The sequence below is a fragment of the Streptomyces endophytica genome, from assembly GCF_026153355.1.
GTDB lineage: Bacteria > Actinomycetota > Actinomycetes > Streptomycetales > Streptomycetaceae > Streptomyces > Streptomyces endophytica.
Map to the genome: position 1 here is coordinate 1,453,636 of NZ_CP110636.1, position 12,276 is coordinate 1,465,911.

At 72.9% G+C, this 12,276-nt stretch carries 10 protein-coding genes; 5 read left to right on the forward strand and 5 right to left on the reverse strand.

All coding sequences use genetic code 11. The features are described 5' to 3' along the window. Positions 1-95 precede the first annotated feature (95 nt). The 5 genes from OJ254_RS06615 (at position 96) to OJ254_RS06635 (ending at position 6,990) form a co-directional block, all read left to right on the forward strand. A complete protein-coding gene (locus tag OJ254_RS06615; protein ID WP_265361622.1) occupies positions 96-956 on the forward strand; it encodes a DUF8175 domain-containg protein in 861 nt (286 codons plus the stop codon). Beyond that, on the forward strand, positions 946-2,262 hold the full coding sequence (locus OJ254_RS06620; protein WP_265361623.1) for a hypothetical protein: 1,317 nt from the start codon (positions 946-948) through the stop codon (positions 2,260-2,262). Before OJ254_RS06615 ends, OJ254_RS06620 begins: the two co-directional genes overlap by 11 nt. Continuing rightward, positions 2,259-3,824 (forward strand): SCO6880 family protein, encoded by a 1,566-nt coding sequence (locus OJ254_RS06625; protein ID WP_265361624.1) that lies wholly within the window; start codon positions 2,259-2,261, stop codon positions 3,822-3,824. Before OJ254_RS06620 ends, OJ254_RS06625 begins: the two co-directional genes overlap by 4 nt. 29 nt (positions 3,825-3,853) lie before the next feature. After that, complete coding sequence (locus OJ254_RS06630; protein ID WP_261957498.1) at positions 3,854-5,284, forward strand: ATP-binding protein; 1,431 nt, start codon at positions 3,854-3,856, stop codon at positions 5,282-5,284. Positions 5,285-5,442: 158 nt separating this feature from the next. Further along, positions 5,443-6,990 carry a type VI secretion protein gene (locus OJ254_RS06635; protein WP_265365074.1) on the forward strand — a complete coding sequence of 516 codons (1,548 nt, stop codon included), beginning with the start codon at positions 5,443-5,445 and terminating at the stop codon, positions 6,988-6,990. On the opposite strand, the gene OJ254_RS06640 is transcribed toward OJ254_RS06635, so the two are convergent. From OJ254_RS06640 to OJ254_RS06660, 5 genes are read right to left on the reverse strand one after another with little or no spacing between them, the layout of a single operon-like run. After that, positions 6,880-7,461, reverse strand: coding sequence for a thioesterase II family protein (locus tag OJ254_RS06640; RefSeq protein WP_265361625.1), 582 nt, complete (start codon positions 7,459-7,461; stop codon positions 6,880-6,882). The genes OJ254_RS06635 and OJ254_RS06640 overlap by 111 nt on opposite strands. Further along, entirely contained in the window at positions 7,449-7,775 is a 327-nt protein-coding gene (locus tag OJ254_RS06645; protein WP_265361626.1) for a thioesterase domain-containing protein, read from the reverse strand. The genes OJ254_RS06640 and OJ254_RS06645 overlap by 13 nt, the downstream gene beginning before the upstream one ends. Beyond that, entirely contained in the window at positions 7,765-8,595 is an 831-nt protein-coding gene (locus OJ254_RS06650; RefSeq protein ID WP_265361627.1) for an SDR family NAD(P)-dependent oxidoreductase, read from the reverse strand. The genes OJ254_RS06645 and OJ254_RS06650 overlap by 11 nt, the downstream gene beginning before the upstream one ends. A 13-nt stretch (positions 8,596-8,608) precedes the next feature. Continuing rightward, positions 8,609-9,355, reverse strand: coding sequence for a 3-oxoacyl-ACP reductase family protein (locus OJ254_RS06655; protein WP_265361628.1), 747 nt, complete (start codon positions 9,353-9,355; stop codon positions 8,609-8,611). A gap of 32 nt (positions 9,356-9,387) precedes the next feature. Next, positions 9,388-12,273: an aminotransferase class III-fold pyridoxal phosphate-dependent enzyme gene (locus OJ254_RS06660; protein ID WP_265361629.1), complete on the reverse strand. Its 2,886-nt coding sequence runs from the start codon at positions 12,271-12,273 to the stop codon at positions 9,388-9,390. Positions 12,274-12,276 lie beyond the last annotated feature (3 nt).

The window sequence follows — 12,276 nt, forward strand, 5'->3', positions numbered from 1 at the left end:
CCCGAGCTGCCGCCCGCGCGGCTACGGTCATATGTGGGCGGCACAACGACGGCACGGACGGCGACGGCGCCAGAGGCAGAGGGGGCACAGGGGCGATGAGTCTCAGCGACGACGGAGGCTACGGCGGCGACGGCCACCGCGGCCCCGAGACGGGCCAGACCCGCACCAGACTTCCCGACGGCGGCGGCGACCCCTACGGCCCGGGACGCCGGCCCCGGGGCGGGCTGTCCAGCCGCAACCTCATCACGGTCGTCGGCGTGATCGTCCTGCTCCTCGCGGCCATCGCCTTCGCCAACCGCGGCGACAGCGGCAGCACCGGCTCCGACACCTCCGGCGACTCCCCCAAGAACGCCCCCGGCCCCGCCCGCCCCACCACCCCGACCGGCACCAAGCCCGTCACCACGAAGAACGGCGGCATCGGCGCGGGCTTCCCCAAGACGGAACAGGGGGCGCAGTCGGCGGCGGCGAATTATGTGGTGGCGCTGAGCAGCGACGGAATGTACAACGCCGCCAGGCGGCAGGAGATCGCCAAGACGGTCTACGCGCCGTCCGTGGCCGCGGCGCGGAAGAACGACCTCGACAAGGCATACGCCAACCCCGCCTTCCTCGGCCGGATCGGCCTCAAGCCCGACGGCACCGCTCCCAAGGGCATGACGTTCGTTTCACGGGCGAATCCGGTCGGCACCAAGGTGGAATCGTTCAAGGGCGACACTGCCAAGGTCTCCGTCTGGTACTCCGCCCTGTTCGGGCTCGCAGGCACGAAGTCACAGAATCCCGTGACAGAGAGCTGGTACACGAACACCTTCGACCTTAAGTGGCTGAACGGGGACTGGAAGGTCACCGACTTCACCCAGAAAAGCGGGCCTGCTCCCATCGGGCGCGACCAATCCGCTGCCTCGGCGGAGGACATGACCAAGGCCGTGCAAGGCTACGGAGGTTTCACGTATGCCCGGTAAGTCGATGCATCGCCGTGCGGTCTCGGTTCTCGCCCTGCTGGCGAGCGCGCAGACCTTCGCCGTCTTGCTGGCGACGCGCGCCATGGCTGCCCCGTCTCCCACCCCGACAGGCTGTGGCGTCTTCAGCGGTCCGGCCCAACAGGACTGCGAACAGCAACACCAAACCGGCGGCGGCACTCCCCCCACCAACCCCCTCGACAACAACCCCCTCGACCCCCTCGAATCCCTAGCCAAAGGCTGTGCCAAAGCCGCCGCCTGGATCGTGAACAAGCTTTCCGAGGCCGTGAACGCCACCTCGCAGGTGGACTTCACGAATGCGGCGTTCCTGCGGCAGTACGCCGTCGTGTTCGCCGCGTCCACCGTGCTGACGCTCGTGCTGTGGCTGCTCGCCGTGGCCAAGCGGGCGGTGCGGGGGGTGCGGCTGACGGAGGCGATCAGTGAGGCGGTCGGGTTCCTGTGGCTGACCGTGCTGGCGTCGGCGTTCACGCCGTTGATCCTTTACACCGTCGTGTCGGCGACGGACGGGGTGACCGCGATCATCGCGAAGGGGACGGGCGCACAGACCGACACCTTCTTCGGGTCGTTCTCGCAGGCGCTCACCAAGGGCACCGACATCGGCGGCGGGCCGATCATGCTGATCGTGGTCAGCCTGGTCTCCGTGCTGGCCGCCGGTGTGCTGTGGCTGGAGCTGGTGATCCGGGCCGCGCTGCTGTACGTCGGGGCGCTGCTCGGCACGGTGGTGTACGCCGGGCTGGTCGACAAGAACATGTGGGGGCACGTGCGCCGCTGGGCGGGCATCATGATCGCCGTGATCATGGTGAAGCCGGTGATCGTGATCGTGCTGGGCATCGCCGGGGCGCTCTCCGGCGACAAGGGCCCGAACGCCATCTCGGCGGTGGTGTCCGGTCTCGCCATCATCCTGCTGGCGATCTTCGCGAGCGCGGTGATCTACCGGTTCGTCCCGGGCTTCGGCGACGAGATCGCCGCCTCGCGGAACAACCGGATGAGCCGGGGCGCGGAGAACGCCGCCGCCGCGGTGCTCAGCTCGCCCGCCGCGCTGGTCTCGCAGGGCATCAAGACGCACAGCACCCGCCGCGCGGGCGGGGACGGCGGCCAGCCGCAGGGCGCGCAGGGCGGCCAGTCCCGGCCGGCCGACGCCGTCTCCGGCGGCGTCGCCGCGCACAGCTCCCGCACCGGCGGCGGCCGCGGCCCGTCCCCCGCCGCCCCCGCTCCCCGTACGAATCCCGGCCCCGGCCCGAGCAGCAGCGCCCGCACCGGCAAGACAGCAGGAGGTGACGGGCGTTGAGCACCCAGTCCCACCCGGTCGCACCCCGCCGTACGTATCTGATCGGCCGCGCCCGGCCGAACGCGATCGTCGGCAAGAACCGCGAGACCGGCGAGATCGCGCTGATCATCGCGGGCGCGTTCCTCGGCATGATGTGCGGGCTGCTGGTGCCCATGCTGCCGCTGCGGATCGTGAGCCTCACCGGTTTCCCGATGCTGGGGCTCGCCGCGGTCTACGTGCCGTACAAGGGCCGTACGTTCTACCGGTGGTTCGAGATCCGGCGCAGTTTCCGGCGCACGGTCCGCAAGGGCGGCGCGGTCTACCGTTCCGGCGCGGCGGAGGCCGGCACCCGGCTGGACGGCCGCGAGGTGGAGATCGGCCCGCCGCCCGGCATCGGCCGGATCAACTGGCTCAGCGCGCCGTTCGGCCCGGACGAGATCGCGGTGCTGCTGCACGCCGACCGGCGGACGGTGACCGCCGCGATCGAGATCGAGGGCCCGGGCGTCGGGCTGCGGGACAGCGAGGACCAGGAGGCGCTGGTCGACCGGTTCGGGACGCTGCTGAAGCACGTGGCCAACGGCGACGGCTTCGTGACGCGGCTGCAGATGCTGGCGCGGACCCTCCCGGCCGACCCGGACGCGCACGCCAAGGACGTCGCCCAGCGGGGCGACCGGACGTCCCCGCAGTGGCTGCGGGACTCCTACGACCAGCTGCAGTCGATGGTGTCGACGAGCAGCGAGCAGCACCGCGCGTACCTCGTCGCCTGTATGCACTACACCCGCGAGCTGGCCTCCGAGGCGCACACCATGGCGCGGGCCGGCCGGATGCACCAGGGCGGGCTGCTGCGCAAGAAGCTCGACCGGGACGCCGGGCTCGCGGTGGTGATGGCCCGTGAGCTGACCGACATCTGCGCCCGGCTCGCGGAGGCCGACATCCGGGTCCGCCAGCCGCTCGGCCAGGCCCGGCTGGCGTCCCTGGTGCACTCGATGTACGACCCGGACCACCCCATCGACCACATCCAGGCGATGAGCAAGCGCAACGCCTGGCCGGCCGAGCTCGACGCGATGGAGCCGACGTACCTCCAGGCGAAGACCCGGGAGTCGTCGACCCGGGCGCCCTGGTGCCACGCCACCGCCTGGGTCAAGGAGTGGCCGCTGACCCCGGTGGGCGTCAACTTCCTCGCGCCGCTGCTGGTCCACACCCCGGACGTGATCCGTACGGTCGCGGTCTGCATGGACCTGGAGCCCACCGAGGTCGCCATCGAGCGGATGCTGACGGAGAAGACCAACGACGACGCCGAGGCGAGCCGCGCGGCGAAGATGAACCGGGTGGTCGACCCGCGGGACGTCGCCCACCACGGCCGCGTCGACCAGCGCGGCGAGGACCTGGCGTCCGGCGCGGCCGGCGTCAACCTCGTCGGCTACCTCACCGTCTCGTCCCGGTCACCGGAGGCACTGGCCCGGGACAAGCGGACCATCCGGGCGTCGGCCGGCAAGTCGTACCTCAAGCTGGAGTGGTGCGACCGGGAGCACCACCGGGCGTTCGTCAACACCCTGCCGTTCGCGACCGGGATCCGCCGCTAAAGCCGCTGGGAGGCGCGTACGTCATGGCCATGCTCGATCCGCTCGGAGCGCTCACCGAGGCGTTCACCAGCTTCCTGTTCGGGAAGGTGGAGACGACACGGCTGCCGGTACGCACCTCCACCGGACAGGCCCAGGCGGTCTATCTGCCCACCGCCGCGCCCGGCCTCGGCGACTCCGGCGTGATCATCGGCCGTGAGGTCTACAGCGGCAAGGGCTACATCTACGACCCGTTCCAGCTGTACGGCCAGCAGCTGCCGGCCCCGCACTGGCTCGTGCTCGGCGAGTCCGGCAACGGCAAGTCCGCGCTGGAGAAGACGTACGTGCTGCGGCAGCTGAGGTTCCGGGACCGGCAGGTCGTGGTGCTCGACGCGCAGGGCGAGGACGGCGTCGGCGAGTGGAACCTCATCGCCCAGGAGCTGGGGATAACTCCCATCCGGCTGGACCCGACCGCGGCGCTCAACGGCGGCATCCGGCTCAACCCGCTCGACCCGTCGATCACCACGACCGGCCAGCTGGCCCTGCTGCGGACGATCATCGAGGTGGCGATGGGTCACGGCCTCGACGAGCGGGCCGGCTTCGCCCTCAAGGTCGCCCATGCGTACGTCAACGAGACGATCACCGACCGGCAGCCGGTGCTGACGGACATCGTCGAGCAGCTGCGGCATCCGGAGGCCGAGTCGGCCGAGGCGATGAACGTCGACATAGACGACGTGCGGGCCTGGGGCCTGGACGTGGCGCTGGTGCTGGACCGGCTGGTCGACGGTGACCTGCGCGGCATGTTCGACGGGCCGACGTCGGCGGGCATCGACCTGGACGCCCCGCTGATCGTCTTCGACCTCTCGCACATCGACCGCAACTCCATCGCGATGCCGATCCTGATGGCGATCGTCGGCGTCTGGCTGGAACACACCTGGATCCGCCCCGACCGGAAGAAACGCATCTTCCTGGTCGAGGAGGCCTGGCACATCATCAACTCGCCGTTCGTGGCGCAGCTCTTCCAGCGGCTGCTGAAGTTCGGCCGCCGGCTGGGCCTGTCGTTCGTGGCGGTCGTCCACCACCTGTCGGACGTGGTGGACGGCGCGGCCGCGCGGGAGGCCGCGGCGATCCTGAAGATGGCCTCGACCCGGACCATCTACGCGCAGAAGGCCGACGAGGCGCGGGCCACCGGCCGGGTGCTGGGCCTGCCGCGCTGGGCCGTGGAGATCATCCCGACCCTCACGCCCGGCATCGCGGTCTGGGACGTCAACGGCAACGTCCAGGTCGTCAAGCACCTCATCACGGAGGCCGAACGGCCGCTGGTCTACACCGACCGGGCGATGACCGAGTCGTCCCCGCTGCCGGCGGACGACGACACCCGGGCCGCCCTCAACGCGGCGGCGGACGCGGAGGCCGAGGCGCGCGCCGAGGCGATGGCGATGGAGCGCCGGTGGAGAGACGAGTCGAGCGAGACGGTGGCGTGAGGCGCGGATACGACGACGGGCCCTACGACGGCCGGCACGGCGAACGGTACGACGACCGGCGGGACGACGACCGGGACGGGTGGTACGGAGGTCCGCACCACCCGGACCGCCCGGACCGCCCGCACCCCCGCGACCGGCACGGCGGCCGGGGCCGGGGCATCCCGGACTCCCTGCTGGTCGGCCTGCTCGCCTTCCTGCTGGGCCTGACCCTGCTGGTGTGGACGGCGACCGGGCTGGCCGGGCTGTTCGCGCACGGCGCCTGGCCGGCGGGCGTCGACTACTCCGGTACGCCGCTGGCCCTGCGCCATCTGGTGTCCGCGCCGCACGACATGGCCGCCGCCTGGCCGGGCACCCCCAAGGGCCAGCTCTCCGGGTACGGCCTGTTCTGGGGCATCCTCATCGGCGAGCTGATGGTCCTGCTGGTCCTGACGATCTTCACGATGGGTACGGTCACCCGCTACCGCGCCGTACGGGCCGCCCGCCGGGCCAGGGCCCGGGCGTCGGCACGGGCGGCACGGGCGGGGCTCGTCGAGGACGCGCCGGCCGAGCCGGTCGCGGCGGCCGCTCCGGCGACACCGGCCGCCCCCGCCGCACAGCCCGTACCGGCCGTCCCGGACGCGCAGGCCGTCCCGGAAGCCCCGGCCGTACCGGACGCGCAGACCGTTCCCGGGACACCGGCCGATGCGGCCGCCCCCGCCCCGCCCGGCCCCGTCCCCGAGCAGCGCACCGCGTCCCCGGGCGGGCCCGGCGCGGTCGCCGCGCCCGGTGAACCGGCGCTCCCCCGCGTCGAGTTCACCGCCGACCGGGCCGCCGCCCGGGCCGCCGCCAGCACCGTCGCGGCCGCGGCCCCCGGCGCGCTGATCGTGGCCACCACGGACCCCGCGCTGTGGGCCGGGACCAAGGACGCCCGGGCCAAGCTCGGTCCACTGCTGACCTACGACCCCACGCACCGCCTCGACACCCCGGCCCGGATGCGCTGGTCGCCCACCGCCGGCTGCGAGGACCTCGCCACCGCGGCCGCGCGCGCCGCCGCCCTGCTGGCCCCCGTACGCCCCACCAGCTCGCTGGACTCGGCGCTCGCGGACGCCGCGGAGACACTGCTGCGCTGCTGGCTGCACGCCGCCGCGGTGGACGGCCGGCCGTTCCGGCAGCTGCACCGCTGGGCGCACGCCGCGGGCGGCGCGCAGGAACCGGTGCGGATCCTGCGCACCAGCGCCCAGGCGTCCGCCGGGCAGGCCGGTGAGCTGGAGTCGGTGCTCACCGCGCACGCCGAACGCCGGGAAGCGGCAAAGGAGTTGGTCGGGCGGGCGCTGGGCGCGCTGTCGTCGATCCACATCCGGGACGCCTGCAATCCGCTGCGCGCGGATTCGCTCCTTCTCGAATCATTCATCGACGAAGGGGGAACGCTCTACGTGGTAGGCGAGCCCGTCGAGGATCCGCGTACCGACCCGGGTGCGATGCCGCTGCTCACCGCACTCCTCTCGTACGTGGTCGAGCACGGCCGCCGCATGGCCGAACGGTCATCCGCCGGTCGGCTCGACCCACCACTCACCCTCGTCCTGGACGACATCGCGGCCCTCGCGCCGCTGCCCGCGCTACCCGACCTGCTGGAGGCGGGCCGGACGCGCGGCCTGTTGACGCTCGCCACCCTGCGCTCCGCGGAGCAGGCCCGGGCCCGCTGGCCGCACCGCTCCCTGCCGGTCTGAGGCCGCCCGGTCCGGTGCCGCGACGACGGCCCGCGCCAGGTCCGGCCAGTGCCCGGTGAGGTAGAAGTGGTCGCCGCCCGGGAAGACCCGCAGCCGGAAGTCCCCGGCGGTGTGCGCGCGCCAGGCCGCCGCGTCGTCCACCGCCACCAGCGGGTCGGCGTCCCCGACCAGCGCGGTGAGCGGGGTGTCGAGCGGCGGGCCGGCGCGGTGCCGGTAGGTCTCGACGGCCTTGTAGTCGCTGCGGACCACGGGCAGTGCCATGGCCAGCAGTTCCCGGTCGTCCAGCACCCGGGGGTCGGTGCCCCGGGTGCGGCGGATCTCCTCGATCAGCCCGTCGTCGTCCCGCAGGTGGACGGTGCCGCCGCGGACCCGGGAGGGCGCCCAGGCACCGGAGACAATGAGCCGCAGCGGCAGGCCGGCGCCGGTCCGTTCCAGCAGCCGGGCCACCTCGTAGGCGATCAGCGCGCCCATGCTGTGCCCGAGCAGGACCAGGGGCTGCCGCCCGGCGAGCGGCAGCAGTCCCCGAAGGCCCGGGCCGCCAGCTCGCGCAGGTCCTCCAGGCGCTCCTCGTGGAGGCGGTCGTGGCGGCCCGGGTAGCGCACCGCCAGCACCTCGTACGGGCCGGCCCCCTCCTCGGCGGCGGCCGCCGCCACCGCCTTGGCGAGCGGCCGGAACGCGGCCGCGCCACCGCCGGCGTGCGGGAAGCACACCACCCGGGCGGCCGGCGGCGCCCCGTCCGCGGGCGGCGCCGGGCCCAGTCTGCGCAGCCACCGGCTACATTCCACGGGTGTAGCCCCCGTCGACGGTCAGGCTCTGCGCGGTGATCGCCGCCGCCCGGCCGGACACCAGGAACCCGATCAGCTCCGCGGCCTCCCGCGCCTCGACCAGCCGGCGCAGCGGGATGCCCTTGCGGGCCTGGCGCAGCATCCGGGCCGGGTCGGCGCCGATCTCGTCGGCCTGCGCGGCGAGTTCGCGGCGCAGCATGGGCGTGTCGATCCAGCCGGGCAGGACGGCGTTGACCGTGATGCCGCGGGCCGCGAGGTCCAGGGCGAGGCCCTTGGTGTAGCCGATCAGGCCGTGCTTGGAGGCGCAGTAGGCGGTGTTCCGCATCTTGCCGGCCTTGCCGAGGATCGACGAGACGTTGACGATCCGCCCGTGGGCGACGAGGTATTCCAGGCAGGCCGCGGTGACCGCGAAGGTGCCGTGCAGGTTGATGTCCAGCACCCGCAGCCAGGTGGTCTCGTCGTCGGGCCCGTTCTCGTCGGCCACGCCGGCGTTGTTGACGAGGATGTCGAGGGTGCCGGCGGCCCGCAGTTCGGCGCGGAGCCGCCTGCGGACCAGTTCCCGGTCGCGCAGGTCCGCGGCGACCGCCACGGCGGTGGCGCCCAGGCCGGCGGCCTCCTTGACGACCGTCTCCAGCTGCCCGGCGTCCCGGTCGAGGAGGATCAGCCGGGCGGCGCCGGCCTCCGCCAGCAGCAGGGCCGTCTCCCGGCCGATGCCCTGGGCCGCGCCGGTCACCACGGCCGTCTTCCCGGCCAGTTCGCCGGGCGCCGGACCGCCGCCCGGCCCGCCCGGAACCCCGGTCGTTGTCACGTCATCGGTCATGGTCGTCGTCCCCTCACGCCATCTTCAGGCCGCCGTCGATGTGGAGCACCTCGCCCGTCGCGTACGTATTGCGCGGGCTTGCCAGGTACGCCACGGCGTCGGCGATCGTCTCGGGTTCGGCGTAGGACTTCACCAGCAGCCGGCGCATGATCTCGTCCTCGCCGTGGCTGCGGATGGTGTCGGTCATCTCGGTGTTGATGACGCCGGGGGCGACCGCGTTGACCAGGATCCCGCGGGACGCGAGCTCCACCGCCATCGCCTTGGTGAACGCCTCCAGACCGCCCTTGGCCGCCGCGTAGTTGGACTGCCCGCGGCCCGGCTTGGAGGCCGCCGACGAGGAGATGTTGACGATCCGGCCGTAGCGCTGGCGCATCATCAGGGGCGCCACGGCCTGGACGGTGAGCATCGGCGCGACGAGGTTGGTGGCCAGCACCTGCTCGATGTCCTTCAGGCTCTGGTTGACCAGCAGTTCGTCGCGGGTGATGCCGGCGTTGTTGACCAGGACGTCGATCCGCCCGAAGGCGGCGCGTACGCCCGCGACCAGTTGCTGCGGCACGTCGGGGTCGGAGACGTCCCCCTGGATGAGCTCGACGCGGCGGCCGAGCGCGGCGATCCGCTCGGCGGCCGCTTCCGCCTCGCGGGTGGCGCTGCGGTAGTTGAGCGCGATGTCGCAGCCGCCCTCCGCCAGTTTCAGGGCGATGGCCCGGCCGATGCCCCGGCTGCCGCCGGTCACCAGCGCCACCTGGCCTTCGAATTCCATGATGTCCTCTCGCAAGTCGGTGCGGTCCGGTCTCAGACCGAGTGGGCGCTCTTGTAGTCGGCCAGCCGCAGCCCGTGCGCGTCGGCCAGCGCCGCGATGTCGATGACCTGCTGGCGGCTGATGTTCCCGTACGAGTAGTGCTGGTCCAGGCCCGCCAGGCCCATCAGCGCGGTCTCCGCCATGCAGGCGAACAGCTGGCCGGCCTCCAGGAAGGCGCGCGCCGACGGGTGCAGGCTCTCGCCGTTCGGCGTGGCGACGATCCCGCCGAGCATGTACGCCAGGTCGGGCCGCTGCTCGGGCACACCCGGCACCACGTTGTTGGGCACCGCGATGTCGCAGATCACCGCGCCGTCGGCGAAGTGCTCGCCGGTCAGGAACGGTTCGGGGCTGTTGGAGGCGGCAAGCACCAGCTGCGCCTCGCGCAGCGCCGCGCTGTCCTGGGTGACGGTCAGGAACGGGTCGCTGCCGTAGCGCTCCTGAAGGTGCTCGGCGATGGCCCGGCCGCGCCCGGCGTCGTCGCCGCCCGGCCCCTCGGCCAGCCACTTGGTGATCAGCGGCTCCTCCGCGAGCCGCGCCGGGATGCCGGTCAGTTCGCCGCCGGCCGCGATCCGCGACCAGCACTCCTGGTAGATGCCGTGCACGGTGTTGCGCAGCCGCCGGACGGAGCCGTCGCGGCGGCTGCCGACCAGCACGATCCGCCCGAGCCGCTCGGCGAACAGCTGGCTGTAGACCGACGCGATGTTGCCGGCCGCGCCGACCACGGCCAGCGTGGCGTCCTCGACCTTCCAGCCGCGGTCCCGCGCGCCCCGCTCCATCGCCTGCACACCCATCGCCACGGTCAGCGCGTTGCCGCTGGTCAGCGCGATGCCCGGGACCTGCAGCGAGGTGCAGTTGTTCGTGACGATCGAGGTGTACATGCCCAGTCCGGCCGCCGCGCAGCCGTCGTCGCGGGCCGCCTGCACCCGCTCCTCGATGTCCGCGCGGATCCCCGTCACGTCACCGGACGCAAGATAGCCGCCCATCTGCTCGGACGACACCATCAGCGGGTAGAGCGCGAACTCCACGGCGCTGCCCAGCGGCGAGTCGATCCGTATGCCCGGATAGGGCGCGGCCTTCTTGACCGGGTCCATGCCCAGGACGAACGAGCGCAGCGCGGCGTCGCTCAGGTCGGCGAGCGCCGGGTCGACCTGCCGCAGGTGGGCCGGTTCGATGAGGTGGTTGAGGAACGCGACCTTGCGCACCGGCCCGGTCACCGGCCGCGGCGCGTCCTGCTCGTAGCCGGGCAGCGCGCCCCGGAAGTCCCGGATCTCGGCGCGCGGCTTGGGGATCCGGCGGTCGCTGGCCGGGTGGACCAGGTGCAGGGTGTCCTCGTGGCGCAGGATGCGGCACAGCCGGTCCAGCGCCCCGCGCAGCTGCTCGATCTCCTCGTCGGTGAGGTACGCGGACGGCTGGATGCGCAGCACGTTGCCGGCGCTGCCGGTCGGCGCGATGCGGATGCGTTCCTGCCGCAGCAGGTAGCCGGAGAGCAGATAGCCCAGCGACCCGGTGTACGCGCTGCCGCGCAGCACCATCGAGCGGGCCCCGCCCTGGTCGCGCAGCTGCACGCCGAGGAACAGGCCCTTGCCGCGGACGTCCTCGATGACGTCGGGGTAGGCGGCCTTGAGGTCGTTCAGCACCGCGGTGAGCCGCTCGCCCCGCTCGGTGACCTGCCGGTACAGCTGCCCGTCGCCGGCCTCCAGCAGCTCGACGACCTTCCGGGCCACGCCCGAGGAGAAGTCGTCCATGGCGAACGTGGAGCTGTGGATGATGTCGAACTCGCCCTGGTACAGCGACTTCCGCACCAGCATCGCGGAGATCTTGGCGAGGCCGCCGCCGAGCGACTTGGACAGCGTGTAGTAGTCGCCGCGCAGCCCGATCAGCGAGCTGGCGAGGAACGCGCCGCAGCGGCCCAGGCCGCTCTGCACCTCGTCGATGATCAGCGCGGTGCCGACCTTGTTGCAGAACAGCCGGATGGCCCGGCCCTGTTCGACGGTCAGCGCGTGGATGCCGCCCTCGCCCTGCACCGGCTCCACCAGGAACGCGGTGATCACCGGCAGGTCCCGCTCGACGACCCGGACCCGCCCGCCGTCGGTCTCGACGTCGAGCAGCGTCACCCGCTCCTCGTCGGCGATGTCGTCCAGCAGCTCGGGCCGGTCCATCGGCACGAACCGCACCCGCGTCCCGAGGTGCGCGAACGGCGTCCGGAAGCCGCTGTTGTACGTCAGCTGGACGCTGCCGACGAGCTTGCCGTGGAAGGACCGCTCCAGCGCCAGGAACAGCGGCCGGGTGGCCAGCGCCGCCGCGTTGTGCGCGCCGACCGCCGCCAGCAGCGCCTCGATGCCCTCGCCCTCCGGCGCCCGCTCCCGCACCGCCGGGGCGTGGAAGGCGTCCGCGTCGACGACGGCCTCGCCCCGGCCGACCGCCTCCCGCGCCCGCTCCACATGGGCGGCGACGGAGTCGGCGAGCTCCGCGACGGCCCGGACCCGGACCAGCTCGGCGTGTTTGACGGCCGCCTCGACGGCCTCCGCGCCGCTGTTGCCGAACGTGGCGACGTACGGCTCCTTGACGGAGGTCTCCCGGCGGACGACGTCGCTGAGCGCGGCGCCGAGCCGGCCGGCCTCCTCCCGCAGCGAGAACTGGGCGTGCACGGCCCGCCGCTGGTCGAGCAGATCGTGCGCGTGGGCGACGATCTCGGGGTGGTTGTGGCCCAGGATCAGCGAGCCGTAGCCGCCCATCAGGTCCAGGACGGGCACCTCGGCGCCCTGCTCGTCAAGGTGGTGGAGGGTGTTGCCCGCCGCCCGGACGTACTCCACGTCCAGCCCCAGGGCGGTGAAGATCCGGCCCATCTGAGGCTGCACGAACTCGGTGAACTGCGACATGTG